At 68.0% G+C, this 26,394-nt stretch carries 27 protein-coding genes; 11 read left to right on the top strand and 16 right to left on the bottom strand.

What is annotated here, in order from left to right; genetic code table 11:
* Positions 1–39: 39 nt before the first annotated feature.
* Positions 40–984: a pyridoxal-phosphate dependent enzyme gene (locus ACVWZN_RS12855; protein ID WP_456954161.1), complete on the top strand. Its 945-nt coding sequence runs from the start codon at positions 40–42 to the stop codon at positions 982–984.
* Positions 981–2,510: an ArnT family glycosyltransferase gene (locus ACVWZN_RS12850; protein ID WP_456954160.1), complete on the top strand. Its 1,530-nt coding sequence runs from the start codon at positions 981–983 to the stop codon at positions 2,508–2,510. Before ACVWZN_RS12855 ends, ACVWZN_RS12850 begins: the two co-directional genes overlap by 4 nt.
* Here ACVWZN_RS12850 and ACVWZN_RS12845 read toward each other — a convergent pair.
* From ACVWZN_RS12845 to bioB, 6 genes are read right to left on the bottom strand one after another with little or no spacing between them, the layout of a single operon-like run.
* Positions 2,482–3,423, bottom strand: a complete 942-nt coding sequence (locus tag ACVWZN_RS12845) for a multidrug resistance efflux transporter family protein (protein WP_456954159.1) — start codon at positions 3,421–3,423, stop codon at positions 2,482–2,484. The two genes, ACVWZN_RS12850 and ACVWZN_RS12845, sit on opposite strands and share 29 nt — an antisense overlap.
* Positions 3,420–4,334, bottom strand: coding sequence for a malonyl-ACP O-methyltransferase BioC (gene bioC, locus ACVWZN_RS12840; RefSeq protein ID WP_456954158.1), 915 nt, complete (start codon positions 4,332–4,334; stop codon positions 3,420–3,422). Before bioC ends, ACVWZN_RS12845 begins: the two co-directional genes overlap by 4 nt.
* Positions 4,331–5,140 (bottom strand): pimeloyl-ACP methyl ester esterase BioH, encoded by an 810-nt coding sequence (gene bioH, locus ACVWZN_RS12835; protein ID WP_456954157.1) that lies wholly within the window; start codon positions 5,138–5,140, stop codon positions 4,331–4,333. The genes bioC and bioH overlap by 4 nt, the downstream gene beginning before the upstream one ends.
* Before the next feature lies 1 nt (position 5,141).
* The gene (locus ACVWZN_RS12830; RefSeq protein WP_456954156.1) at positions 5,142–5,537 is read right to left on the bottom strand and encodes an ACT domain-containing protein; all 396 of its coding nucleotides are present in this window, start codon (positions 5,535–5,537) and stop codon (positions 5,142–5,144) included.
* The gene (gene bioF / locus ACVWZN_RS12825; RefSeq protein WP_456954155.1) at positions 5,534–6,724 is read right to left on the bottom strand and encodes an 8-amino-7-oxononanoate synthase; all 1,191 of its coding nucleotides are present in this window, start codon (positions 6,722–6,724) and stop codon (positions 5,534–5,536) included. Before bioF ends, ACVWZN_RS12830 begins: the two co-directional genes overlap by 4 nt.
* 1 nt (position 6,725) lies before the next feature.
* Positions 6,726–7,808 (bottom strand): biotin synthase BioB, encoded by a 1,083-nt coding sequence (gene bioB / locus ACVWZN_RS12820; RefSeq protein ID WP_456954154.1) that lies wholly within the window; start codon positions 7,806–7,808, stop codon positions 6,726–6,728.
* Positions 7,809–7,857: 49 nt separating this feature from the next.
* Here bioB and ACVWZN_RS12815 point away from each other — a divergent pair, with 49 nt between their 5' ends.
* Positions 7,858–8,613 (top strand): double zinc ribbon domain-containing protein, encoded by a 756-nt coding sequence (locus ACVWZN_RS12815; protein ID WP_456954153.1) that lies wholly within the window; start codon positions 7,858–7,860, stop codon positions 8,611–8,613.
* A 269-nt stretch (positions 8,614–8,882) separates the two neighbouring features.
* Here ACVWZN_RS12815 and ACVWZN_RS12810 read toward each other — a convergent pair whose 3' ends face one another.
* Positions 8,883–9,521 carry a DUF2238 domain-containing protein gene (locus ACVWZN_RS12810; RefSeq protein WP_456954152.1) on the bottom strand — a complete coding sequence of 213 codons (639 nt, stop codon included), beginning with the start codon at positions 9,519–9,521 and terminating at the stop codon, positions 8,883–8,885.
* 121 nt (positions 9,522–9,642) lie between these two features.
* Between ACVWZN_RS12810 and ACVWZN_RS12805 the strand changes: the two genes are divergently transcribed.
* The 4 genes from ACVWZN_RS12805 (at position 9,643) to ACVWZN_RS12790 (ending at position 13,013) form a co-directional block, all read left to right on the top strand.
* Positions 9,643–10,671, top strand: coding sequence for a TIGR00266 family protein (locus ACVWZN_RS12805; RefSeq protein WP_456954151.1), 1,029 nt, complete (start codon positions 9,643–9,645; stop codon positions 10,669–10,671).
* A 228-nt stretch (positions 10,672–10,899) separates the two neighbouring features.
* Complete coding sequence (locus ACVWZN_RS12800) at positions 10,900–11,895, top strand: patatin-like phospholipase family protein (protein WP_456954150.1); 996 nt, start codon at positions 10,900–10,902, stop codon at positions 11,893–11,895.
* 43 nt (positions 11,896–11,938) lie between these two features.
* Complete coding sequence (locus ACVWZN_RS12795) at positions 11,939–12,535, top strand: hypothetical protein (protein ID WP_456954149.1); 597 nt, start codon at positions 11,939–11,941, stop codon at positions 12,533–12,535.
* Between the two features lie 49 nt (positions 12,536–12,584).
* The gene (locus tag ACVWZN_RS12790; protein ID WP_456954148.1) at positions 12,585–13,013 is read left to right on the top strand and encodes a BLUF domain-containing protein; all 429 of its coding nucleotides are present in this window, start codon (positions 12,585–12,587) and stop codon (positions 13,011–13,013) included.
* A gap of 6 nt (positions 13,014–13,019) precedes the next feature.
* Here the strand turns inward: ACVWZN_RS12790 and ACVWZN_RS12785 are convergent, their stop codons facing one another.
* Entirely contained in the window at positions 13,020–13,496 is a 477-nt protein-coding gene (locus tag ACVWZN_RS12785) for an Lrp/AsnC family transcriptional regulator (protein WP_027083619.1), read from the bottom strand.
* 120 nt (positions 13,497–13,616) lie between these two features.
* Here ACVWZN_RS12785 and phhA point away from each other — a divergent pair, with 120 nt between their 5' ends.
* On the top strand, positions 13,617–14,507 hold the full coding sequence (gene phhA, locus ACVWZN_RS12780) for a phenylalanine 4-monooxygenase (protein ID WP_456954147.1): 891 nt from the start codon (positions 13,617–13,619) through the stop codon (positions 14,505–14,507).
* 81 nt (positions 14,508–14,588) lie between these two features.
* Here the strand turns inward: phhA and ACVWZN_RS12775 are convergent, their stop codons facing one another.
* The 3 genes from ACVWZN_RS12775 to dinB form a co-directional block, all read right to left on the bottom strand.
* On the bottom strand, positions 14,589–14,939 hold the full coding sequence (locus ACVWZN_RS12775) for a hypothetical protein (RefSeq protein WP_456954146.1): 351 nt from the start codon (positions 14,937–14,939) through the stop codon (positions 14,589–14,591).
* Positions 14,940–15,001: 62 nt separating this feature from the next.
* Positions 15,002–17,401, bottom strand: coding sequence for a sensor domain-containing protein (locus tag ACVWZN_RS12770; RefSeq protein ID WP_456954145.1), 2,400 nt, complete (start codon positions 17,399–17,401; stop codon positions 15,002–15,004).
* Positions 17,402–17,510: 109 nt separating this feature from the next.
* Positions 17,511–18,614 carry a DNA polymerase IV gene (dinB, locus tag ACVWZN_RS12765; RefSeq protein ID WP_456954144.1) on the bottom strand — a complete coding sequence of 368 codons (1,104 nt, stop codon included), beginning with the start codon at positions 18,612–18,614 and terminating at the stop codon, positions 17,511–17,513.
* A gap of 39 nt (positions 18,615–18,653) precedes the next feature.
* Between dinB and ACVWZN_RS12760 the strand changes: the two genes are divergently transcribed.
* The 3 genes from ACVWZN_RS12760 (at position 18,654) to ACVWZN_RS12750 (ending at position 21,896) form a co-directional block, all read left to right on the top strand.
* Positions 18,654–19,169: a hypothetical protein gene (locus ACVWZN_RS12760; protein WP_456954143.1), complete on the top strand. Its 516-nt coding sequence runs from the start codon at positions 18,654–18,656 to the stop codon at positions 19,167–19,169.
* A gap of 74 nt (positions 19,170–19,243) precedes the next feature.
* Positions 19,244–20,293 carry a class 1 fructose-bisphosphatase gene (locus tag ACVWZN_RS12755; RefSeq protein ID WP_456954142.1) on the top strand — a complete coding sequence of 350 codons (1,050 nt, stop codon included), beginning with the start codon at positions 19,244–19,246 and terminating at the stop codon, positions 20,291–20,293.
* 109 nt (positions 20,294–20,402) lie between these two features.
* Positions 20,403–21,896: a sigma 54-interacting transcriptional regulator gene (locus ACVWZN_RS12750; protein ID WP_456954141.1), complete on the top strand. Its 1,494-nt coding sequence runs from the start codon at positions 20,403–20,405 to the stop codon at positions 21,894–21,896.
* Here the strand turns inward: ACVWZN_RS12750 and ACVWZN_RS12745 are convergent, their stop codons facing one another.
* From ACVWZN_RS12745 to ACVWZN_RS12725, 5 genes are all read right to left on the bottom strand, one after another.
* A complete protein-coding gene (locus ACVWZN_RS12745) occupies positions 21,897–23,225 on the bottom strand; it encodes a hypothetical protein (protein ID WP_456954140.1) in 1,329 nt (442 codons plus the stop codon).
* A 28-nt stretch (positions 23,226–23,253) separates the two neighbouring features.
* Positions 23,254–23,985 (bottom strand): hypothetical protein, encoded by a 732-nt coding sequence (locus tag ACVWZN_RS12740; protein ID WP_456954139.1) that lies wholly within the window; start codon positions 23,983–23,985, stop codon positions 23,254–23,256.
* Between the two features lie 62 nt (positions 23,986–24,047).
* Positions 24,048–24,746 carry a C39 family peptidase gene (locus ACVWZN_RS12735; protein WP_456954138.1) on the bottom strand — a complete coding sequence of 233 codons (699 nt, stop codon included), beginning with the start codon at positions 24,744–24,746 and terminating at the stop codon, positions 24,048–24,050.
* 73 nt (positions 24,747–24,819) lie between these two features.
* Complete coding sequence (locus ACVWZN_RS12730; protein ID WP_456954137.1) at positions 24,820–25,587, bottom strand: hypothetical protein; 768 nt, start codon at positions 25,585–25,587, stop codon at positions 24,820–24,822.
* Between the two features lie 40 nt (positions 25,588–25,627).
* Entirely contained in the window at positions 25,628–26,389 is a 762-nt protein-coding gene (locus ACVWZN_RS12725) for a hypothetical protein (protein ID WP_456954136.1), read from the bottom strand.
* Between the last annotated feature and the right edge of the window lie 5 nt (positions 26,390–26,394).

Raw genomic sequence — 26,394 nt, 5'->3', positions numbered from 1 at the left:
CGGCACTACCCTAAGTGCCCCGCTGCCGCCGCACTCCGCATGACCGACCTGGGTTTCGACGACGTCCTCGCCGCCGCCGCGCGCATCGCGCCGCATGCGCATGTCACGCCGGTGCTGCGCTCGCGCACGATCGACGAGCTCGCCGGCTGCACGCTGCACTTCAAGGCCGAGCACCTGCAGCGCATCGGCGCGTTCAAATTCCGTGGCGCCTGCAACGCGGTGTGGGCGCTGGACGAGGACGAAGCGCGACAGGGCGTCGTCACCCATTCCTCCGGCAACCACGGCGCGGCGCTGGCGCTCGCTGCCAAGAGCCGCGGCATCGCCTGCCATGTGGTGGTGCCGGAAGGCGCGGTGCCGGGCAAGCTCGCGGCGATTGCCGCGTATGGCGCGGTGCTGCATTGCTGCGCGCCGACCATCGCCGCGCGCGAGGCGATGTGCGCCGACTTGCAGCAGTCGCTCGGCGCACGCCTCGTGCATCCCTACACCGACCCGCTGGTGATCGCCGGCCAGGGCACCGCCGCGCTCGAGCTGCTCGCGACGCATCCGCTCGATGCGATCGTGGTGCCGGTCGGCGGCGGCGGGCTCGCATCCGGTACCGCGCTCGCGATTACCGGTGCGTCACCATCGACGAAGTTCTACGTGGCCGAACCCGCGGGTGCGGCGGAAACCGCGGCGTCGCTGCAGCGCGGCGAACGCGTCACTGAATTCACGCCCGACACGATCTGCGACGGCCTGCGCGGCACGCTGGGCGCGATCAACTTCGACCTGCTGCGCGCGCACGGTGCGAAGGCACTGGTGGTCGACGACACCGCGACGCTCGCGGCGATGCGACTGGTGTGGACGCGCATGAAGCAGCTCATCGAACCATCGTCGGCGGTCGCGCTCGCTGCGGTTCTGGCGAATCGGGAGATCTTCGAAGGCCGGCGCGTCGGCATCGTGCTGTCCGGCGGCAACGTCGACATCGCCGCGCTGGTGAACGCATGAACACGATGCCCGCCGAGCGCCCGTGGTGGCGACATCCCGCGTTGTGGATCGCGCTGTTCGCGGTGGTCACCGCGTTCGCGTTCCTCGGCATGCGCGGCCTCTGGGATCCGGACGAAGGCCGCTACACGAACGTTGCGCTCAACATGCTCGACAGCGGCGACTGGCTGATCCCGCGCCGGAGCTACGAAGTCGAGCACTGGACCAAGCCGCCGCTCACCTACTGGGCGATCGCATCGAGCGTCGCCGTGTTCGGCAGCAATGCGTTCGCCGCGCGCGTGCCGGCAGCACTGTCGCACGTGCTGTGCGTGCTGCTGGTCGGCCTGATGGGCCGTCGCCTCGCCAAGGGCAACGGCGTTCGTGCGGCACTGGTGTACGCGACGATGATGTTCCCGTTCGGCGCGTCGCAGATGATCACCACCGATTACCTGCTGACGCTGACCGAAACCACGGCGTTGTGGGCGTTTGTCGAAGCGCGCTTCGGGCCGTCGCATCCGAAACGCTGGCTGGTGCTCATGTGGGGCGCGTTCGGCCTCGCCTTCCTTACCAAGGGCCCGCCGGGCCTGCTGCCGCTGCTGCCGATCCTGCTGTTCGACCTGCTGACGCGCACCAAGGATCGGCCCGGCGTGTTCCGTCCGCTCGGGCTGTTGCTGTTCGTCGTGATCGCCGCGCCCTGGTACATCGCGGTGACGCAGAAGACGCCCGGACTGATGGGCTACTTCCTCGGCTCGGAAGTGGTCGGCCGCGTCGCCACCGACGAGTTCAAGCGCCACGGCGAGTGGTACGGCTGGCTCGTGATCTACGCGCCTACGCTGCTGCTGGGCACGCTGCCGTGGTCGCGGCCGTTGTGGCACTGGATGCGCGGTCTGCACGCGCAGGTGCAGGCATGGCGACGCAATGCATCCGCGCGCATCGCCGACGCGCCATGGCTGCTGCCGACGCTATGGGCGCTGGTGCCGCTGACCATCTTCTGCATCGCGCGCTCGCGCCTGCCGCTCTACATCCTGCCGCTGTTCGCGCCGCTGGCGCTGCTGGTCTCGCTGCAGTCGCTGCGCGAAGGTCGCACGCTACCGCGTGTCGGTGCGATCGTGGTCTGGGGCCTGCTGATGTTCGGCCTGAAGTACGCGTCCTGGCATTTCCCCACGCACAAGAACGCCGAGAACTGGGCGCATGAAATCGCGCTGCGTGCCGACGGCCCGATCGAGGAAATTGTCTTCGTCGAGGACATGGTGCGTTACGGCGTGCATCTGCATCTGGGCCCGCACGTGCAGGTCGAGAAGCTGTCGCTGTATCCGGCCGACGACTCGAAGTTCAATCCGGAATACGACGGCAATGCGCGACAGGAACTCACCGAGGACGAAGGTCCGCGCCTGTGGATCTGCCGCGTCGAGGACTGGCCGCGCGTCGCCGCTTTCATGCAGGAACAGGGCGCGGTGGTGAAGCTGCTCGGCACGCCCTACCAGGGCCGCGTCTTCTTCCGTGCGGACAAGCAGGGCGTCGCTAAGGGCGTCGCGTCGCCAGCACGCTGAACAGCGCGATCGCGGCGATCACCACCATCGCGCCGATCGCCGCGATGCCGTGTGGCCAGGCTTCGCCGAGCCACAGCGCGCCCAGCGCTTCGGCGAACAGGATCTCCGCCGCCTGCATCGCTTCCGCGGCGCCGAGCGCAACGGGATCGCGACGCACCATGCCGGTCGCGCGGAAGAAGAGCACGGTCGCGATGACGCCCGCGCCGAGCGCGACACCGCCCGAAAGCATCACCTGCCGCATCGGCGGTGCACCCGCGTTCGCCGCGGCGTAGATCGCGACGGGAATCCAGAGCGGCAGGCTCGCCAGCGTCATGCCGAACACACGCTGCGTGGCGTCGAGTTCGATGCCTTCGCGCTCGAGGTGCAAGAGCAGTCCGCGATTACCGAGCGGATACGCGACCGCCGCGAACGCGACGCACGCAATCGAGATCCACGCATCCGCATGCAGACTGCCGTTCGCCTGCGACGACTGCATCAACGCGACACCGATCACCGCGAGCGCACCGCAGGCCAGCGCCGACATCGGCACGCGACGCCGCGCATCGCGATACAGCAGCGGCGCGCACAACATGCCGGCAATCACCGTGAGCTGGAACGTGCCGGCGATCAGCCACGCGGGCCCGCTCGACGCCGCATACGTGAGGCCGATGTAGAACAGCACGAAGCCGATGCCGCTCCACAGGAACCACGGGCCGGGCTTCGCGCGCATCACGCGCCACAGCGCCGTCCAGCGTCCGCGCATCAGCGGCAGCATCAATGGCGCGGTCCACGCATAGCGCAGCACCGCGGTCCACGCCCAATGGTCGCCGTCGACCGCCGCGGCGCGGTTCAACACATAGGTCGAAGTGAAGAACAGCGCCGACAGCAGCGCGAGGCCGACGGCACTGATCGCCGTGCGTGCGTCGACCTTCACGGGCGACGCCGGATCGGGATGCTCGACACCGGTACGCGCACTTCCTCGATGCCGCCGTTGCGGATGGGTGCGCCGTGCGCCGGGCCCCATGCTTGCGCGTAGACGACTTCCCACGTCACCGGCAGCCCATTCGGCTCGCGCATCGCTTCGTACGCCTGCGCGGCGCGTGCAAAGCGCGCACGTCCCGTGAGCGCGCGACGTCGATCGTGCATCGCGTTCGTGGCGCCCAGCGTTCGCAGCTCGCGCATGATCGAGGGGAGGTCGGGTTGCGCGAGGCGGAATACGTCGCGATCGAGCACCGGATCGCGGAACCCCGCGGCGATCAATGCATCGCCGAAACGCGCGATGTCGATGAAGGGGCTGACGTGCGGTGCGTCGTCGGCATCGGCGAACGCTTCGCGCAGTTCCATCAACGTCTGCTGCGCGAAGGTCGACACCAGCAGCAGGCCGTCGGGTTTCAGCACGCGACGGAAACCGGCGAACACCGCCGGCAGGTCTTCGACCCACTGCAGGCAGAGGTTGGAGAACAGCACGTCGACGCTGTTCTCGCGCAGCGGCAGCGCGATCGCGTCGGCGCGGATCACTTGTGGTTTGCGTGAGAAGTCGAGCAGGCCGCGCTTGGCGGACAGGCGACGCTGCGCTTCGCTCGCCATACCGGGCGCGAGATCGAGCGCGAGCACCTGAGCCTTCGGCCACTTCGCCTGCAGCAGCGCCGTGCCGTGCCCGGTACCGCAACCGACGTCGACGACGAGCTGCGGCGTGCGCCCGCCCAGCGCCTTGTCCTCGTAGTACGGAAGCGATTCGGCGAGACGCGTGCCGACTTCGCGCTGCAATGCGGCGGCTTCGTCGTAATGCGTGGCGGCGCGCGAGAACGCGCGGCCGACCTGGCGGTGGTCGAAGAGATCGGTCATCGCGGTGCCACCGATGCGTTGCCGTGCGCCACGCCTGTCTCCGCGAACAGCGGCGACGCGAACGCATCGATCGCCCGCGAAACTTCGTCGGCCGCGCCGAGGAACGGCGCATGGCCGGCGTCGCGAATCACCAGGCTGGTCGCGTTCGGCGCGAGCTGCGCGGCGGCGGGCATCGCACCTGCAGGAACAAGCCGATCGCGACGTCCCGAGATCCACAGGCTCGGCACGCGTAGATGCTTGAGCTGTTCGCGAGCATCGAACGTATCGAGCAGTTCGAGACCGCGCAGCAATGCATCGGGCGCAGGCTCGCCGCGTTCGAACGCATGCGCGCGCAGGTCGCGCAGTTCGGCCTGCGCGCTGGTCGATCCCAGCGACTCGAGTGCGAGGAAGCCATCGAGCGTGCCTCGGAAATCTTTCGACAACGCTTCGCCGAAATCGCGGAACAGCGTCGGCTTGACGCCATGCGGCCACCCCTCGTCGATGACGAAACGCGGCGACGAGGCGAGCATCACCAGCCCGCGCACGCGATCGGGATGATCGAGTGCATTGCGCAGCGCGAACTGTCCGCCCAGCGACCAACCGAGCCACACCGCATCAGGCACTGCGTCGACCAACGCGCCCGACAATGCATGCGGATCGAGTGGCTGCGTGCTCTCGCGCGCATGGCCGTGCCCGGGCAGGTCGACGAGGTGCAGCGTGTAGCGATCGCGCAGGCGTTCGACCAGCGGCGCGAACAGGCCGCCGTGCATCGCCCACCCGTGGATGAGCGCGATCGAGTGCCCGTGGCCCTGTGTCTCGACGTGCATGTCAGCGCGTCCGCAGGCTGCGGATGGCGGCAATGGCGTCATCGCGTCGCGCGGTCGGCACCAGGATGTGGTCGTGGTAGCGCGCCGCGATGATGTTGCAGGCGATGCCGCGCTCAGCGAGCACGCCCGACACCGCGGCGGTGAGTCCAACACCGTTCAAGGCCGAATGCACTTTCAGCGTCAGCCATGCGGCGACGAAATCCGGCGGCTCGCCCTGCGCACGACCGAACGCCTCGGGCACTACATACGTGACGCCTTCGACTTCGTTGATGCGCGCTTCGGCGACGGCATCGAAGGCGGCGTCGGGTGCGGGGCGCGAAAGCACGACGTACGTGCCCGGACGCACGTCGACGTCGAGCTTGGCGAGAAGGCTGGGGAGGTGGGCTTCGCCGGTCATGCGGATGCGGTGATGATGGTGTCCGCGGCGTCGCGCGCGCGGGCAAGGGCGTCGACGAGCGCGTCGACTTCGGATTCGGTGTGCAGCGCGGTGAGCGTGACGCGCAGTCGCGCGCGGCCCTCGGGCACGGTCGGCGGGCGGATCGCGGACACCCAAAAGCCGACGTCCTCGAGCACGTGCGACATCGCAAGCGCGATGCGGTCGTCGAACGCCATGACCGCCTGGATCGGCGTGCTCGATGGCAGCACGTCGAGCCCGTTGCGCGCGACGCCGTCGCGGAAGCGCTCGATCATCGCGTTCAGATGTGCGCGACGGTCGTCGGCGACGCGCGCGATGCGCACCGCAGCCAGTGACGCTGCCGCAAGCGCCGGCGGCAGCGCGGTGGAATAGATGTGGCCGCGCGCGGTCTCTGCGAGATGGCCGATGAGGTCGGCGTCACCCGAAACGATCGCGCCATACGTGCCGAGTGCCTTGCCGAGCGTGGCGAGTTGCAGCGGCACGTTGTAGGTGGAAAGCCCGGCATCGGCGACGCTGCCGCGCCCTTCCGGGCCGAGCACGCCGACGCCGTGTGCATCGTCGACGTAGAGCAATGCGTCGCGGCCTTCAGCGAGCGACGCAAGTTTGCGCAGCGGAGCGACGTCGCCGTCCATGCTGAAGACGCCGTCGGTGGCGATCAGCGCAAGGCCGTCGCCTTCGTGCGTGTCGAGCTGGCGCGCCGCGCCTTCGGCATCGAGATGCGGATAGCGACGCAACGTGGCGCCGGAGAGTTTGGCGGCGTCGATCAGCGATGCATGGTTCAAGCGGTCCTGCACGCAGGTGTCGCCGCTGTGCAGCAGCGCTTGCAGCACGGCGAGATTGGCGACGAACCCGCTACCGAACAGCAGCGCCGCCGGTTGCTGCAACCAGTCGGCGACTTCGCGCTCGAGCGCCTCGTGCAATGCGTGGTGACCGCAGACCAGTGCGGACGCGGTGCTGCCGACGCCGTCGACGCAACCGTCGCGCAAGGCGGCAATGACCTCGGGATGTTGCGACAGGCCGAGATAGTCGTTGCTGCAGAAGCTCAGCAGCTCGCGACCGTCGACCTCGCAGCGCATGCCGTCACGCCGCGTGACCGTGCGGCGCCCGCGGCGGCGGGCCGCGGCGTCACGCGCGGCCTTCGCGTCGCCGATGCGCTGCGGCCAGCGCACCTCAGGCGGCGCAACCGCATCCGGTGCCGCAACCCATCGATGCGGCGCCGAAGTCGGCAGGTTCGACGTCGACGATGTCGGCGTGCACGGTGTTCGGCGCTTCGACGACCTGCATCGGACGCAAGCCCAGGCGCGCGAACAGCGCCATGTCGCGCTCGGTGTCGGGGTTGCCGGTGGTCAGCAGTTTTTCGCCGTAGAAGATCGAGTTCGCGCCGGCGGCGAAGCAGAGCGCCTGCAGCTCATCCGACATCGATTCGCGGCCGGCGGACAGGCGCACCATCGAGCGCGGCATCATGATCCGGGCGACCGCGATCATGCGCACGAATTCGAACGGATCGAGTTCCGCACTGTCGGCGAGTGGTGTGCCTTCGACTTTCACCAGACGATTGATCGGCACCGAATCCGGATGCGCCGGCAGGTTCGCGAGCGCCTGCAGTAGGCCCGCGCGCTGCGAGCGCGTCTCGCCCATGCCGACGATGCCGCCGCAGCAGGTCTTCATGCCCGCGTCGCGCACATGCGACAGCGTGTCGAGCCGATCCTGGTACTCGCGCGTGTGGATGATCTCGCCGTAGAACTCCGGCGCGGTGTCGAGGTTGTGGTTGTAGTAGTCGAGGCCGGCGTCGCGCAGCGCCTTGGCCTGCGTGTCGCTGAGCATGCCGAGCGTGGCGCAGGTCTCGAGGCCCAGCGACTTCACCTCGCGGATCATCGCCGCGACCTTCGGGATGTCGCGGTCGGCCGGCGAACGCCACGCGGCGCCCATGCAGAAGCGCGAGGCGCCGGCGGCCTTGGCCTGCCTGGCCTTATCGAGCACGGCGTCGGTCGACATCAGCTTCGTCGCCTCGACGCCCGTGTGATAGCGCTGCGCCTGCGGGCAGTACGCGCAATCCTCGGGGCAGCCGCCGGTCTTGACCGACAGCAGCGTCGACACCTGCACCTCGGCGGGGTCGAAATGCTGGCGATGCACGCTGCCGGCGCGATGCAAGAGCTCGGTCAGCGACAGATCGAACAGCGCGAGGATCTCGTCGCGGGACCAGTCGTGGCGCAGGCCAGTAGGCACGGCGCGCAGTTCACTGACAGCTTCCATAGGAGTTTTCCGACAGTCACAGCGAGGTAGGCCGGGCAGTCTGGAAACCATGGACACCACTGTCAACCTGATCGCCCCGCCGCCGGTTGACGGGCTCCGCGCCCGCCTCGGCTTCTGGCTGCGCAACGACGCCACCCGCCTCCTGTGGCCGACTCGCTGCCTCGCCTGCGAAGACCCCGGTCTGGACGGACTCGACCTCTGCCATGCCTGCGAGGCCGGGCTTCCGGTCAACGTGATCGCCTGCCTCGGCTGCGCATTGCCCATGCACGAGGCCGGTGTGGTCTGCGGTGATTGCCTGAAGGCGCGGCCGGGCGCGTTGTCCGAGGTCCACGCGGCGTTCCTCTATTCCGCGCCGCTCGATCGCCTGATTCCGCGGCTGAAGTTTGCAGGCGACCTCGCTGCCGGCCGGCTGGTCGCGCAGTTGATGGCCGAACGGTTGCGGGATGTTTCGCGTCCGCAGGCGCTGGTGCCGGTCCCGCTGCATCGCGCGAGGCTGCGGCAGCGCGGGTTCGACCAGGCGCTGGAGATCGCGCGTCCGTTGGGTCGCGCGCTCGATCTGCCGGTACTCGACCATGCGCTGGTGCGGCATCGGCCGACGCAGGAGCAGTCGCGGCTGTCGGCGGTGGCGCGGCGTCGGAATCTGAAGGATGCGTTCCAGGCGTGGCCGAAATTGCCGCTGCCGGAGCATGTGGCGTTGATCGACGATGTCATGACGACGGGCGCGACGTTACGTGCGGCTGCGGCGGCGTTGAAGCGGGCCGGTGTGAAGCGGGTCGATGCGTGGGTGGCCGCCCGAGTGCCGTAAGCCAAGCGCATCGGCGAGCGATCTAAATCGCGGGACCCGAAGGGCGGCGCACATGGATGTGCGCCGTCCGCACCCGAGCCAGGATGGCGAGTGTGCGGATCGCGTGGGATCACAAACCGCGCGCTGTAGATCTGATCGGGGAAGGTGCTTTCTTTTGGTTACTTTTCTTTGCACCAGCAAAGAAAAGTAACTCGGGCGCTTCAGCGCACGAAACGCCTTTGCTTCACCGCCGCACCGGCTGTGCGCACGCCGCGGACGAGATGCGCAACCTAGTCGCGAAACCCCATCTGCCGATCATGCACCCGCGAAAAAACAACCAACGATCCGATCGCCCCACATAGACAACAAAACATATCCCACTGCGTATCCCACACATCCCCCTGCGTCGCGAGAAATGCATCGGCATCCGCGCCGAGGGATAGCGCACTCCACCACTCGATCAGCTCGAAGAACGCCGAAAAGCTCAACGCCGCGGCAACACACAGATACGTCAGCCAACCACCCGGCCGCAGCGGCGTGCGACGCAGCAACACCTCGCGCGCAAGGATCACCGGCACCACGCCCTGCATCACATGCCCCATGCGATCCCACGGATTTCGTTGCGTGTGCAGCACATCGCGCAACCACTCGCCGATCGGCGCCTGCGCATACGTGTAGGCGCCGCCTTCGATCAGCACCAACGCATGCAGCGCGAGCAACCACGCGAGCAGCCGCGTCGGTGCGAGGCGCCGGTCGATCGCGAGCCACGGCAAGGCGAGCATCACCCACACCGTTTCCATCGCCCAGGTCATGCGGTCACGCGCGACGATGCACGACACCACCATCGCCAGCGCGACGCCACAGAGCAGCAGCACCCCTTCGATGCGCGACGGCGTACGTCGCGCGGATGCAGTTGCACCAATCGACATGACGACCCCTCCCCGTCCGATCCCCGCCGCCATCGTCGCATCGATGCAGGCATGACGTCCGAGGGATGCCATACCGCGAGCGATCGCTACACTGCGCGCTTCCGTCGACAGGGAGTGCGCCGTGAGCCAGTGGTTCTTCGTCCATCCGCAGAGCAGCGAGCGCGTCGGCCCGCTCGATCCTGACGCCGCGCTCGATTTCGCGCGTCAGAACCCGAACCACATGTGCTGGCGCGAGGGCCTGTCCGGCTGGCAGCCGGTGCGTTCGATGCCGGAGTTCGCCGAGGTCGTCGGTGCGCAGCCGTCGCACATGCCACCCACGCCGCCGCCGGGCTATGCCAGCCGCAGCACGGCCGACGACATCGACTACCGCATCGTCGGCAACGACATGCCGTTCGTGGAGATCGAGCTCGATCCGGGCGAAAGCGCGATCGCCGAAGCGGGCGCGCTCATGTACAAGGACGCCGTCATCCAGATGGACACGGTGTTCGGCGACGGCAGCAAGGCCAGCGGCGCCAGCGGCATCGGCGACAAGCTGTTCGCGGCGGCGCGTCGCGTGGTCACGGGCGAAAGCCTGTTCACCACCGTGTTCACCCATCAGGGCCAGGGCAAGGCGCGCGTCGCCTTCGCGGCGCCGTATCCGGGCACGGTGCTGCCGATCCGCCTGTCCGACCACGGCGGCACGCTGATCTGCCAGAAGGATTCGTTCCTGGCCGGCGCGCGCGGCGTGCGGCTCGGCATCTTCTTCCAGAAGAAGATCCTCACCGGCCTGTTCGGCGGCGAAGGTTTCATCATGCAGCGCCTCGACGGCGACGGCTGGGTGTTCGTGCACGCCGGCGGCACGCTGGTCGAACGCGACCTCGCGGCCGGCGAGCGGCTCGATGTCGACACCGGTTGCGTCATGGCCTTCCATCCGACGGTGAACATGGACATCCGTCCGGTCGGCGGCATCAAGTCGATGCTGTTCGGCGGCGAAGGCGTGTTCCTCGCCACGCTCACCGGCCCCGGCAAGGTGTGGCTGCAGTCGCTGCCGTTCTCGCGCATGGCCGGCCGCATGCTGGCCGCGGCGCCGCAGGGCGGCGGCAAGAGCGTCGGCGAAGGCTCGGTGCTCGGCGGGCTCGGTCGCCTGCTGGATGGCGACAACGGGTTCTGACGCGGCGATGCCGAACGCATCGACCGCAAGCCGCCGCCGACCTTACTTGGTGGTCGCAGCGATCGCCGTGCTCGCGCTGCTGGCGGGTGGCTATTGCGTCGGCCGCGACATGGCCCACCGCGACAACGCACGCGCGGAAGCCGCCCGTTAAGCGCGCGCTGTCGGCCCAGCGTTGATCCTTGCGGTCCGGTGCGTCAGCGATGCGCCGGACCGTTTTCCTACTGTCGGATGCCCATGGCTCGTCTTCGCATCGCCCTGCCCCTCGCGCTCGCCACTGCACTCACTGCGTGCGGCGGCGGCGACGTTCGTCCGTCACCGGATGCGGTGAATCCGCAGGTCGTCGCGCCGGCACCCAAGCCGATCCGTATCGGCCTCGCACTCGGCGGCGGCGCGGCGAAGGGCTTCGCGCATATCGGCGTCATCAAGATGCTCGAAGCGAACGGCATCAGGATCGACGTGGTCAGCGGCACCAGTGCGGGCAGCGTGGTCGGCGCGCTGTATGCGAGCGGCATGGATGCGTTCGCGCTGCAGAAGCAGGCAGTCGCGCTCGACGAGGATCGCATCAAGGACGTGCGCCTGTTCGGCGGCGGGCTGGTGCAGGGCCAGGCGCTGCAGGACTACGTCAACACGTCGGTCGGCAACCGCTCGATCGAGAAACTCGGCAAGCCGTTCGCCGCGGTGTCGACGCAACTCGAAACCGGGCAGCGCACCGTATTCAACCGCGGCAATACTGGGCAGGCGGTGCGTGCGTCGAGCAGCATTCCCGGCGTGTTCGAGCCGGTGCCCATCGGCAAGTTCCATTACATCGACGGCGGCATCGTGAGCCCGGTGCCGGTCGACGCCGCACGCCAGCTCGGCGCGGATTTCGTCATCGCCGTCGACATCTCCAGCAAGGCGCCCGGTACCGCGCCGGGCAGCCTGCTCGGCACGGTCAACCAGTCGATCACGATCATGGGACAGAAGCTCGGCGAGCAGGAACTCGCACGCGCCGACGTGGTGATCCGTCCGAACGTCAACACGGTGGGCCCTGCGGCGTTCGAGCAGAAGGCGGCGGTGATCCTGGAAGGCGAACGTGCGGCTGTCGCCGCGCTGCCGCAGATCCGCGCGAAGCTCGCGCAGTTGCAGAAGGCGCGGATGCCCAAGCCCGCGCTGCTGCCCGCCAAGCCCGCGTGCACGCCATCGAAACTGCCCGACTGGATGCACAAGGACGACTGCAAGGGCTGACGCCGCGCGTTAGGATCGCCCCGGGGACATCGGGGGGATTTCCATGCAGGACAACGTTTACGCACCGCCCATGGCCGCGGTGGCCGACACGCGCGCAACCGACGCCGCTACCGGCACGCCGTTTTTCGTGGTCGCGCCGTACAAGCTCGTGCTGATGTACGTGATGACGCTGGGCCTGTACCGCTACTACTGGTCGTACATGCAGTGGACACGCTTCCGGCGCGCAACCGGTACGCCGATGTGGCCGGTTGCCCGCGCGCTGTTCTCGCTCTTCTACGTGCACGAGCTCAACAACGAGGTGGACCATCGCGCGCGTCGAGTCGCGACCGTGCATTGGTCGCCCGGCAACACGACGACGCTCTACGTCGTATTCGCGATCACCAGCGTCGTCGCGGACCGCATGTCATCGAACCATTTCGGGCCGCCCTGGCTTCCGCTCGTGAGCCTCGCGGCGCTCGTGCCGTTGGCGTGGTCGCTGTGGCGGACGCAGTGCATCGCGAATATCGCGTGCGGCGACCCGCGCGGCACTGCGAACCGCCGCCTGACCTGGGCCAACTGGATCTGGTTGGCACTCGGCGTCGTGACCTGGGTGCTGGTCGTGATCGGCACGGTCGGGCTGGTGGCCGAGGCCGCCCGCTGACGCGATCGTTGTCATCGTCGTCGTCATTCGACCCATGCAAAATGCGGCCATGCTGACCGCTCTCGTCTACGAAAGCCGCGCCGATGCCGCGCTGACCGACGCCGAACTCGACGTCATCCTGATCGGCTCACGCGTGCGCAATGCGCGCCGCGGCATCACCGGCGCACTGCTCAAGCGTGGCAATTGTATCCTGCAGATGCTCGAAGGCCCGCCGGATGAGGTCGAGCGCACGCTCGCGGCCATCGCCGCGTCGACCTTGCATCACGACCTGCGCGTGTTGCAGCGTGCAACGCCGGTCGAGCGCGTGTTCGATCGCTGGCACATGGGCTTCCATGCGTTCCAGACGCTGCACCACCGCAGCGCGAGCACGGACGAGTGGCTGGACGTGCTGCCTGACGTGGAATCGCAGGCGCAGAGCAACCCGGTGCTGGCGACATTGCTGCAACGCTGGAGCGAAGTATCGAACGACGTCGCCTGACGCCGCTCAGCGCCCCGGCAGCGGCATGCCGCGGAACGCCTTGACCGTGCGCAGCACGAAGCTCGAATTGACGTCGGCGACGCCCGCCTGGTTGAGCAGGCGGTCGAGCAGGAATCGCGAGAAGTGTTCGAGGTCGCGCACCGCGACCTGCAGCAGGTAGTCCATGTCGCCGGTGAGCGCGTGGCAGGTCACCACCTCGTCCCACTGCTGCACGAAGCCGGTGAAGGCATCGATCGACGCCGCGTCGTGCTTGGCCAGCTGCACGCGCACGAACGCCTGCAGGCCGAGTCCCAAGCGCTCGGGGTCGACCTGCGCCGAGTAGCCCGCGATCACCCCGTCGCGCTCGAGCCGCTGGACGCGCCTGAGGCAGGCCGAGGGCGAGAGATGCACGCGCTCGGCGAGCTCGGCATTGGTCAGCCGGCCCTCGCCCTGCAGGGCGGCGAGCAGCAGCAGGTCAGTGCGATCCAGCTCGACGGCGGCCATTCGTTGCGCCTTTCCTCTGTTTGACGCACGGATCGTGCGCCAAGCGCGGCTGCCGGCGCAACAACGCAATCCCGTTGCGTCCGCCAGCCCCTAGATTGGGACGTCCAGCGGAGTCACGCCATGAATGCCGAACCGCAACGCGTCGAACACCAGCTCACCGACAAGGGCTACGTCCCGGTCTACACGACCGCGGTGATCGAGCAGCCGTGGTCGACCTACACGCCGATCGACCACGACGTCTGGGCGCAGCTGTTCGAGCGCCAGCAGAAGATCCTGGTCGGCCGCGCCAGCGAGGCCTTCCTCGCCGCGCAGCGCGACATGCACATGAGCGCGCACGAGATCCCGAAGTTCGACGACCTCAACCGCACGCTGCGCGCGGCGACGGGCTGGGAGCTGGTCGGCGTCGAAGGCCTGCTGCCCGAGCTCACCTTCTTCGACCACCTCGCCAACCGCCGTTTCCCGGTGACGTGGTGGATCCGCAAGCCGGAGCAGATGGACTACCTGTCCGAACCGGATCTCTTCCACGACCTGTTCGGCCACGTGCCGCTGCTGATGAACCCTGTGTTCGCCGACTACATGCAGGCGTACGGGCGCGGTGGCGTCAAAGCGCACGGCATCGGCCCCGACGCGCTCGCCTGCCTGACGCGCCTGTACTGGTACACCGCCGAATTCGGCCTGATCCGCGACCCCGACGGCCTGCGCATCTACGGCAGCGGCATCCTGTCGTCGAAGGGCGAATCGATCCATTGCCTCGAATCGAACGCACCGAACCGCATCGGCTTCGACCTGGAACGCATCATGCGCACGCGCTACCGCATCGACACGTACCAGAAGACGTACTTCGTCATCGACAGCTTCGAGCAGCTGTTCGACGCGACCAAGCCCGACTTCACGCCGATCTATGCGCAGCTGGCGACGCAGGACACCGTGCCCGCCGGCAACGTGCTCGACAGCGACCGCGTGTTCAATCGCGGCACCGGCGAGGGTTGGTTGATGGATGGGGATGTCTGATCGCGTGATGCGACGGGGCGCGCTTGTGTAGCGACCCGATACGAACGAAGGGCGGGATTTCCCCGCCCTTTTTGTTGCGCGTTACTTCTTGTCGGTGTCGTTCGTTGTCGATGCCGGCGTATCGCTGGGCGACGTGGTTGATGATGCAGGCGTGCCCGCCGGGGTCGATGCGGCAGTCGTATCGGTCGACATCGTGTCGCCCGTCGTCGAAGCCGGCGAGTTCGCTGCCTGTGCAGCGGCCGCATCAGCCGCCGCCGCTGCAGCCTGCGCCGCCGACTGCTGCTGCGCTGCCGAGTCGGCGGTCGTCGCGCTATCGCCCGATGCCGTGGTATCCGCCGCCGGCGTCGCGGTGTCGGTCGTCGCGTCGTTCTTCTGGCACGCCGTCAATGCGAGCGCGGTCAACCCGACGAACATCAATCGATTGAGGATCATGGCCCTGCTCCGATGGAAAACCGCGACAGCATCGCTGCACCGCGTCAACGCGAGGCGAAGCGTTAGCCGACGAGTTCGGTCGATGCGGTTTCGACGCGCGTCGCCCGATCAAACGGCAGCGGCTTCGCAAACAGATACCCCTGCAGCTCCCCCGCACCGCGCGTACGCAGCCAGTCGCGCTGGAACGGTGACTCGACACCTTCCGCGACGACACCAAGCCGCAACGTTTTCGCCAGCGCGATCACCGCTTCGCAGATCGAGCGATCGCTTGCATCCGATTCGAGATCGTTGACGAACGAGCGGTCGATCTTGAGGCGGTGGATCGGCAGGCGCTTGAGGTACGACAGGCTGGAATAGCCGACGCCGAAGTCGTCGATCGCAAGCGTCACGCCGAGTTCCGCTAGTGCGCTCATGACGTCGGCGGCGCGCTTGGGGTCGTCGACGATGACGCTTTCGGTGAGTTCGAGTTCAAGCGCGCCCGGCGGCAGGTTGAATTCGTCGATGACGCGTCGCACGTCGTCCAGCAGGCCGTGCGCGAACTGCATCGCGGAGACGTTGACCGAGATGCGCACGTGGCCGAGACCCTGCGCGACGAGGAACGCATGATGGCGCGCGGCTTCGTGCAGCACGCGTCGGCCGAGTTCGACGATCAGCCCGCTCTCTTCGCAGATCGCGATGAAGTCCGACGGCGGCAACAGGCCGCGCATCGGATGTTCCCAGCGCACGAGTGCTTCGAGCGCGACGAGTTGCAGGTCGGCGGAGAACAGCGGTTGGAACAGCAGGCGGAATTCCTTGCGCTCCAGTGCTTCGCGCAATTCCTGCAGCAGTTGCAGCTTGCCGCCGCCGGATGGCGTTGCGCCGGCGCGATACGCGACGGTGCAATTGCGGCCCTGCTTCTTCGCCTGGTACATCGCGAGTTCGGCGCTCATCAGCAGGCTTTCGGCGCTGACCGCATCTTCCGGGCAATGGCTGTAGCCGACGCAGGCGCTGACCTTGCATCGGCGTGCGGCGACTTCCAACGGTTCCGACAACGCGGCATGCACGCGTGCGGCGAGGCGTTCGGTTTCGAGTTCGTCGTCGCCTTCGAGCACGATGACGAATTCATCGCCGACGGAACGGCCGATCAATGCGCGCGGCCCGGCGACGCGTTGCAGTCGCGTCGAGATCTCGCACAGCACGCGGTCGCCCGTGGCGTGACCGAGTTCGTCGTTGACCAGTTTGAATTCGTCGAGGTCGACGATCAGCACGCTGACGCGGCCGCCGTCGGCCTGCACGCGTGCCACGCTTTCGGCGACGCGTTCGAGCACGAGGTGGCGATTCGGCAGGCCGGTCAAAACGTCGTGCGTCGAACGCCAGTGCAACTGCTGCGCGTGGCGCTGGCGTTCGCTGGTGTCGGTGATCATGCCGAGCACGTGGGTGACGCGGCCATCGGCGTCGCGCATGGGCGTGAGTTGCAGCTCGTACCAGAACGGCGTGCCGTCGCGACGCGTGCCTTGCGACGCGACGTGCAGGTCGGTCACCGCATCGAGTGCATCGCGCACCAGCGCGCTGCCGGTGCGCTGCGGATCGAAGGCCTGCACGACATCGAACGGCCGGCTTTCGATTTCCGTTTCGCGATAACCCGTGATCTGTTCGAACGCGGCGTTGGCATAGACGATCGGATAACCGTCGCGCTGCGCATCGGCGATGACGATGCCGCTGGCGGACGCCTGCACCGCGCGTTCGAGCAACCGCATTCGCGTCGACAGGAGATGCTGCGGGCAGCGATCGATCATGCCGCCGACCATGCGCAGCGGCGTGCCGTGGCCGTCGCGCTGGATGTAGCCGCGATCGAGCACGTCGGTGTAGGTGCCATCGCCGCGCTGGAACGAATATTCCTCGGTCCATTGCGTGGCGCTGCCTTCGATTGCGATGGCGAGGCTCGCGCCGACGCGCGCACGATCGTCCGGATGCACGAGTGCGGCCCAAGCGTCGATGTCGCGCGGCAGCGTCGTGTCGTCGAAGCCGAAGTTGGTGGCGAAGCTGTCGCTGAACCAGACGGCGCCGTTGACGACGTCCCAGTCGTAGGCGGCGTCGCTCACCGCCTGTGCGATCAGGTGCACGCGTTCCTGCGCGCGTTCGACTTCGCTGACATCGCGCGCGACGACCAGGCGCGCCGGCGAGCCGCGCCAGTCCACGCGCGAGGTGCGGATCTGCACGTGCATCAGTGCGCCGTCGCGATGGCGATGCAGCCACACCGCTTCGGGCCGCGGTTCGCCTGCGCTGTCGCGGATGTAGCGCGTGATGTGCGGGCGTTCGTTCTCGGGGCGCAGGTCGAGGATGCTCAAGCCGCGCATGGTGTCGCGGTCGTAGCCGTACATCTCGGCCGCGACCGTGTTGGCATCGAGGATGTCCAACGTCGACTCGTCGAAGACCCACATCGGCACCGGGCTGGCGTCGAATGCATCGAAGTCGTCGGTCACGGCGTCCCCACGCGTCGTTCAGTCCTTCACCTTGCCACGCGTGAAGACGCCTGCGAACCCCCTGTTTACCAACTGCGTCGCGTTTCGCGCGCCGGGCGTGGGTAGCTGGCTACGACGCGGCTGCGTCGTCGAACAGGTCGACCTGCGGATCGAGGTCGCCGAGGTTCGCCAGGCCGACGCCGATCAGGCGGTAGCGGGTCGACGCCGGCAAGGCCACGCGAGCGCGCAATTCGAGCGCCGTGCGGACGAGTGCATCGGCGCTGTCCGGCATGCGGGTCGGCGTGAGCGAGCGGGTGAGGATGCGGAAGTCGGACGTCTTGAGCTTCAGCACCACCGTGCGCGGACGTCGCGGTGGACGGTCCTCGCGCAGGTCGCGCTCGCGCTGGCGCATCCACGCGGCCCAGGTTTTCTCCGCCATGCGCGCGATGTGCGGCGCGAGCTCGTCGAGCACCAAGTCGGACTCCAGCGTGTCCTCGCTCGAGATCTGCGTGTGTGGGCGTTCGGGTTCGACCGGATGGTCGTCGATGCCCCAGGCGAGGTCGTGCAGGCGACGGCCCCATCGGCCGAAACGCTCGACGAGCGCATCGCGCCCTGCACCGCGCAGGTCGGTGACGGTGGCCAGGCCCATTGCTTCGAGCTCGCCCTGCGTGACCTTGCCGACACCGGGCAGGCGCCCGACCGGCAACGGTGCGAGGAAGGCTTCGACCTTCGATGGCGGCACCACGAACAGGCCATCGGGCTTATTCCAGTCGGACGCGATCTTGGCCACGAACTTGTTGGGCGCGACGCCGGCCGACGCGGTGAGCTGCGTCACCTCGCGGATCTCGGCGCGGATGGATTTCGCGATGTCGGTGGCGGTCGGCAGGTCGGTGAGCGGATGGGTGACGTCGAGGTAGGCCTCGTCCAGCGACAAGGGTTCGACCAGCGGCGTGTGCCGGCCGAAGATTTCGCGGATCTGCTGCGAGACCAGCTTGTAGCGGACGAAGTCGGGTGGCACGAACACCGCATCAGGACACAAGCGTTCGGCGCGCACCGCGGGCATCGCCGAGCGGATGCCGAACACGCGTGCTTCGTAACTCGCCGCGCACACCACCGAACGCGCGCCGCGCCAGGCGACGACGACGGGCCGACCGCGCAACGACGGCTCGTCGCGTTGCTCGACGCTCGCGTAGAACGCGTCCATGTCGACATGGATGACCTTGCGCGGGGTCATGGCGCAGCCGCTCCGACGCATCGTCGACACATGCATGCAATGCGCGACGCGCAGCGTTCGCCGCCATCGGATGACGGAGGCGGGATCGCGATGGACGAGGCGACGGACACGATGGACAGATTGTCGCGCGATGCAGCCGCTGAATTACCGGCAACAGCGGCCGCGACCGCGACCTGCCACTCACATCAGCGCGCCCACCCTTCCGCGGTCTCGCCGAAGCGCCAACCCGCCATGCTCGATGTCACCGCCGACCGCCTCCAGCAACAGCACGCCTACCTCGAGGACGGCGTCGCGCATGCGTTGCGGCGTGCGGGCGCCGGGCCGGACCTGGTGCTGGAGCGCCGGCTGATGGGCCAGGCCAAGCTGCTGCAGGCCATGTTGTCGGACCGCAGCGCCGCGCAGGCCGTGGCCGACGTGGCGGAAGCGGCGCGCCGGGTGATGGACGCCGCGGAACCCGAGGCACCGGTGCGCATGCTGGCGCTGGCCCGCGAAAACCTCGCCCGCTTGGTGCGCCGGCACGCGCTGATGCTGCCGCGGGATCGCCGCGTCGCCTGATCGTCAAAGCCACGTGTGACGCGGTTCGCAGGCGATCGGCGAGAATGGGCGCCCCGCCCGCCTGCCCGTCGCCGATGACTCCGACCGCCTCGCCCATCTCGCTCACCCGCTACCTGCTCGAGGAACAGCGCGAAGGCCGCATCGGCCCCAACGCGCGCCTGCTGATCGAGGTCGTCGCCCGCGCCTGCAAGTCGATCTCGATCGCGGTCGGCAAGGGCGCTCTGGGCGGCGTGCTCGGCGACGCCGGTGAGGGCGAGGCCAGCATCAACATCCAGGGCGAGGCGCAGAAGAAGCTCGACGTGCTGTCCAACGAGATCCTGCTCGAGGCCAACGCCTGGGGCGGCCACCTCGCCGCGCTGGCGTCGGAGGAGATGGACCACTGCGTCGTCATCCCCGACGAATACCCGCGCGGCAAGTACCTGCTGCTGTTCGACCCGCTCGACGGCTCGTCCAACATCGACGTCAACATCTCGGTCGGCACCATCTTCTCGGTGCTGCGCTGCCCGGAAGGCGTCGAGACGGTCGGCGACGAGCACTTCCTGCAGCCGGGCACCGCGCAGGTCGCCGCCGGCTACTGCACCTACGGCCCCAGCACGATGCTGGTGCTGACCATCGGCAACGGCACCCACGCGTTCACCCTGGACCGCGAGATCGGCTCGTTCGTGATGACCACCCGCGGCATGACGATTCCCGAGGAGACGAAGGAATTCGCGGTCAACATGTCGAACCAGCGCTTCTGGGAGCCGCCGATGCAGCAGTACGTCGGCGACCTGCTGGCCGGCAAGGAGGGCCCGCGCGGCAAGGACTTCAACATGCGCTGGGTGGCCTCGATGGTGGCCGACGTGCACCGCATCCTGACCCGGGGCGGCATCTTCAGCTATCCGCTGGACGCCAAGTGCGCGGGGAAAGGCGGGAAATTGCGGCTGATGTACGAGGCCAACCCGATGGCGTTCCTGGTCGAGCAGGCCGGCGGCGCGGCCAGCACCGGCCGCCAGCGGATGCTGGAGGTCAGCCCGACCGGTCTGCATCAGCGCGTGCCCGTGTTCCTCGGTTCCAAGCAGGAAGTCGAGGCGGCCGTCCGCTATCACCAGGACCACGACGGTCAGGCTGCGGCCGCCGCCTGATCGCCGTTCGACGGCCGCCGGGCGTGAAGTGCGTCACAGAAGCTTGACCTGTCACCGACAAGGACTACCTTTGTAGTCCGGTGCGTGGGGCGCCGACAGGGAGTCGGAGATGGCTGACGGAGGCGCAGGGCGCGACGTCGTGTACGTCGCGCGCGCGGGGCGAGGAACGCCCCCGGCGCGTTTGCAACAACTGGGTTGGAAGGTGCAGTCCGCGTCGGACGCACGTGGCGCGCTGCGGATCGTGCAGCGACGCGCGACGCATCCTTTCGCCGCACTGCTGGACCTGCGCGACGGGTTCTCGGAAACCGACCTCGCCGAATACGGCCCGGTGCTGGCGGCGAGCAACGTCGGCTGGGTCGCCGGGGTCGACACCGCGCAGCTCGACCAGCCGGCGGTGCGTCGGCTGATCCGCGACTACTGCTACGACTACGTCACCCTGCCGTGTCCTGATGGCGTGCTCGACACGGTGATCGGCCACGCGCACGGCATGGCGCGGCTGGCCTGCGACTCGGCGGTGCGCCTGGTGCACGACGGGCTTGAAGGCATCATCGGCGAAAGCGCTGGCATGAAGGCGCTGGCGCGCACGCTGTGCAAGGCCGCGATGACGGAAGCCCCGGTATTCATCGCCGGCGAGACCGGCACCGGCAAGGAACTGGCCGCGCAGGCGCTGCACGCGAACTCGCGTCGCAAGCCGATGCCGTTCGTGGCGATCAACTGCGGCGCGATCCCGCATTCGCTGATCCAGTCCGAACTGTTCGGCTACGAGCGCGGCGCGTTCACCGGCGCGCAGAACCGCAAGCTCGGCCGCATCGAGATGGCCAACGGCGGCACGCTGTTTCTGGACGAAATCGGCGACCTGCCGATGGAAAGCCAGGCCTCGCTGCTGCGCTTCCTGCAGGAAGGCGCGTTCCAGCGCCTGGGCGGGCACGACACGGTTCGCGTCGACGTGCGCATCGTCTCGGCGACGCACCACGACCTGGAAACCGCGATCGCGCAGGGGCGTTTTCGCGCCGATCTCTATCACCGCCTCTGCGTGCTGCGCCTGGCGCAGCCGCCACTGCGCGAACGCGGGCACGACATCGACCTGCTCGCGCAGCACGCGTTGTCGCGTTATTCGACCGAAGGCCAGCGCGTCATCAAGGGTTTCTCGCCCTGCGCGCGCCGCGCGATCCACGCCTACGACTGGCCGGGCAACGTGCGCGAGATGATCAACCGCGTGCGTCAGGCGGTGGTGATGGCGGAAGGTCGCCTGATCACCGCGATGGACCTCGGCCTCGGCGAAGTGGTCGCACCGACGCCGCCGACGCTCGAGGACGTGCGCAACGATGCGACGCGTCGTGCGATCGAGGCGGCGCTTCGACGCAGCCACGGTCGGCTCATCGACGCCGCGCGCGAGCTCGACGTCTCACGCGTGACGCTCTATCGCCTGATGCAGCGTTACGGCCTGGGCGCGGACGGCAGCCATGACGACGGCGCGGGCAACGACCTCGCGCCGCCGCAGATCAAGGCCGTGATGTCGGTAACCGGCGGGCGTCGCGAAACCGATCGCAGTGGACCGCCCGCGGCCGAACGTCGTCGGACGCGCGGGCTGTCGATCGCCTGATCAGAACGCGCGCGAACCGCGCAGTGAGAACACGAAGTTGGGCGCGTCGGGCGTAAGCCCGGCGGCCAGCTGCCCGTTGAACGTCCAGCCCGACGGCAGCACGTAGCTGGTGCCGATGCTTAGCGCGGTCGCATTGCTGGAACTGCCCGGAATGCGCTGCGACTTCGCGCCCGGCGCACGCACGCGCGTGCCGGCCTGCATCGCGCTGCCCACGCTCATGCTGATCGCCGCGCGATCGTTGAGCGCGATCGCGACGCCGCCACTGAGGTTGAACATGTGGCCGAGGAATACTTCGGCCGGCGACACGGTGCCCACCGTCGGCGAGATGTCGTCGAACGACTGCGCGCGGTTCCAGGTGTAGCCGAAGTTGCCGAACATGATCACCGGATCGTAGGTGCGCAGCACCGAGACGTTGGCCGTCGCGCTCCACACGCCGATGCCGGTGGGCAACGTCTCCGGCACGTTGAGGTTGCTGTTATTGCCGTCGGCCTGGATGACCTTCAGGCCGAACGGATCGCGGCCGGTCGGTGCGCGCACGCGCAGGCTGCCGACGATGTCCGGATGTGTCGCCGATTCCTTGACGAACTGGTAGTACGCCGCGGCGCTGACGTCGCCGACGCCGCTGGAACGCACCTTCACTTCGCTCAGCGTGCTCGCCGCACCGCCAGCGCCACCGCTGACGAAACGCGTCTCGCGCGCGACCCACGGCAGGTCGGCTTCGAGGCTCAGTCGATCGGTGATGCCGTAACGGCCGGTGACGTCGAACGTGGCGATCGACGACTTGCTCTGGTCGAGGTTGATCGTGCCGAGGAAGATCGCGTCGAGCGCTAGGAAGCCGCTGAGCGACAACGCGCGGCGGTCGTAGTAGCTGTAGCTCATGCCGGTATCGAGCGTGAACTTGCGCTCGAACAACGGCGCGTGCTCGCGCACGACCAGCGTCTTTTCCTGCTGGCGACGCTGCTCATCGGCGTCGCGCTGCGTCTGCCCGACCTGCAGGTCGTCCGCGGGCGGTGGCGGCGTCGACTTCTCGCGTGCGATGCGTGCGGTGTCGACGGGCGGCGGCGCACTGGCCTGCTGTGGGCCGCCTTCGCCGGTGAGGCCGCGTCCGCGCATCTGCTGCAGTTGCAGTTCTTCGACCTGCGCACGCAGGCGCGCGATCTCTTCCTGCTGCGCGTCGAGTTTGGCGGTGAGTGCGCCGAGCTTGGCGTCGACGTCGGACGTCGCCGCAATGGCGGACGGCGGGTCGGCGAAGGCGGCGGGGCTTGCGAGGGCGAGTGCGAGGGCGGTCGGGAGCAGGCGGGCAGTCAGACGCGACGAGTGCGACGGCATTCTTCTTCAATCCTTGAGGCGGCTGCGGTCAGTGGCGCAGTCCGGACATCGCCGAAAGCGCCTGTTGGATGCCCAGCTGCTGCACCGCGGACGTCGGCATGGCCGACGTCATCATCTGCAGATTCAGGGCATTGCTCGCGGTGAAGCCATCCCCGGCGATCTGCCCGATCTGCGTGATCCGGCCCGACGCGCCCGGCGTCACCTGCTGGCCGATGGTAGCGCCTGGCGCGACCAGCCCGAGCTGGATGCCGCCGCCGACGAAACTGATCTGCGCCTGCAGGCCGCCGTCCTGGGCCTGCGCACTGGATGCACCGTTGAAGCCCGACGGCGCGGCCGGGTTGGTGCCGAGTTGCACGACGGTGAGGTTGCCCATGCGATTGCCGTCGCCCGCGATCTGCGTGATCTGGCCGATGCCTTCGACATGGATCTGCTCACCGCCCGACGCGACGTTCGCCGACGGTGGCGCATCGCCGCTGCCCGCGGCTGCATTCGCATGCGTGTCGACCTGCACGTTGTAGCCCGAATCGGTGCGCTGGATGTACAGCGAACCCACTGCGCTCGCGGTGCCGCCCTGCGCGGTGGCGAGCGTCGACACCAGGTCGATGCGCACGCCGACCAGCATGTCGGCGTTGTTGTACTTGCCGGTGAGCGTGCCCAGCGTGGCGTCGTCGACGAGCGCGACGCGCAGCGGTGCGACCGGTGCGGAAGAAGGGGGCAGGGCGAATGCCGGGCCGGCACTCGCCGCTGCCACGAAGGCCATGAGAACGGCGTGGGGGAGGAGGCGGTTGTTCATGGTCCCTCGATGCGAATCATTGCGTTGCTTTAGAACAGGTCGGCGCGGATGAGGCCGAGTTCGACGACCGGAATCGGCATCGAGGCTTCGACCACTGCATCGCCGCGCCGCGAAAGCGCGAGCGAGCGGCGACCGTGCACGAGATACGAGTCCTCGAGCGGCTTGTCCGCCACCACGGCGAGAACGATGCCGTTCCATCCTGCGACGAAATCCTTCTCGCTCATCACCCGATGACCGAGCGCGGGATCGGCGACGAAGACGCGCCCGGATTCGGCGCCCTTCACCACCACGAAATGCTTGTAACCCTTGAGATCGAGCAGCGCGATCACCGGCATCTGCAGGCGATACAACGCGGCGGTGTCGATGCGGAAACCATGTGCACGGAAGCCGCCGATGCTCTCGACGTAGTGCTTCATGTCGAGCATCGAAAAGCCGTTGCGCACGATCTCTTTCGGATCGTTGCCCGTGAGCATGCTGCGGATCATGTGCGGCTCGTCGACCTGCACGCCGTAGCCGTAGCGCAGCACGCTGGCGAGCGCGGCGGATCCGCAGCTGAAGTCGTACTGCTGTCGCACCATGTCGCGATAGCGCAGGTCGCGGAACGTCGTGACCGGCTTGGCCACCGGCGCACCGTCGACGATGTTCGCCATCGACAGGCTCGACGCACGCGCAGGCAGCGCGAACGCGGCGAGCAGTGCGAGGGACATCAGCAGCGGGAAGCGCGACATGCAATCTCCAAAAGCGCGGTGGCCGGCGTGGGGTCCGGCCACCGCGGTTACGACGTGGAACCGATGGAGCGGATTACGGACCGTCGACCGCCGAAGCGATCGAGAGGCCGTTGTGCTGCGCGTTGCCGACGCCAGCGGCGACGTTCACGCCGATGTTGCCCTGCGCACCCTGCAGCGCGTTGCCGCCGAGCGTGGCGTACACGTCGAGGTCGGAGAACGCCCAGGTGTCGGAGTTCAGTTCATTGCCTTCGGTCAGCTGCGCGCTCGCCGAGGTGGCGATCGCATAGCGGCCCGAGGTGTTGACCGAGCCGGTCATCGTGTTGCCCTGCGCATTGCCGACGCCAGCGGCGACGTTCACGCCGATGTTGCCGCGAGCGTTGCGAAGCGCGTTGCCGTCCATCGACGCCGTGTAGTTGGTGTCGATGTCGGAGCTTTCGGCGTAGTTGCCTTCGACCAGCTGCAGCGAGGTGCCCATCGCGGTGGCGAACACCTTGCCGGCGTCGACCGACGACAGCGCGGCGTCGTTGGCCTGCTCGTTGCCCACGCCCGCGGCAACGTTCACGCCGATGTTGCCCTGCGCGTTGGAGAGCGCGCTGCCGCCGAAGTTGGCGATGTGGTCGCCATCGCCGAACGACGAGTTGAGGACCGATTCCTGCGTCTGGTCGGCAACGGCCGCCGACTTGCTCGACACTTCGAACGCGCCGAACGCGAACACCAGCGCGTCGGTTTCGGCGAAGTCGACCGAGACGGTCAGGTTGTGGATTTCGGCGTCGCCGTAGGCGAAGGCCGGGGAGGCGACGGCGACGAGGCCGAGCGCGAGGAGCGAATGACGAAGCTTCATGACCAATTCCTTCTGTTAGATGGTTTCGTGATGTACGGAATTACGGGCCGTCGACCGCGGAAGCGATCGCGAGGCCGTTGTGCTGGACGTTGCCGACGCCGGCAGCGACGTTCACACCGATGTTGCCCTGCGCGCCGAACAGCGCGTTGCCACCGAGCACGGCGAACGTGTCGAGGTCGTAATACGCGACGAGTTCGTTATAGCCGGCGCCCTGGTAGCTGGCCGACGACGCGATCGCATAGCGGCCCGAGGTGTTGACCGAAGCTGCGAGCGAGTTGCTCTGCGCGTTGCCGACGCCGCCGGCGACGTTCACGCCGATGTTGCCGCGCGCCAGCGCGAGCGCCTGGCCGTTCATGACGCCGCTGTAGTAGCCGTCGGTGTACGACGCGGAACCGCCGCCGTTGAATTCGGTCAGCTGCTGCGAGGTGGACATCGCGGTCGCGAACACCTTGCCGGCGTCGACCGACGACAGCGCGGCGTCATTGGCCTGCTCGTTGCCCACGCCCGCGGCAACGTTCACGCCGATGTTGCCCTGCGCGCCGAACAGCGCGTTGCCGTTGAAGTCGGCGGCGTGCGAGCCATCACCGATGGACAGGTTGCCGATCGTTTCCTGCGTCTGGTCGGTGACCGCAGCGGACTTGCTGGTCACGCTGACATCGCCGTAGACGTCGATGAAGCCGAACGTGACCGCGTAGTCGGTCGAATCGGTGTAGTTGAGGATCAGGGCGTCGCCCGACGCGAAGGCCGGTGCGGCGAAAAGTGCGCTGACGGTCAGCGCGATGAGCGTGCGGTGCAGTTTCATGGGTT

Source organism: Lysobacter sp. HA35, assembly GCF_054061195.1.
This window is presented reverse-complemented; position numbering and strand designations above follow the sequence as displayed.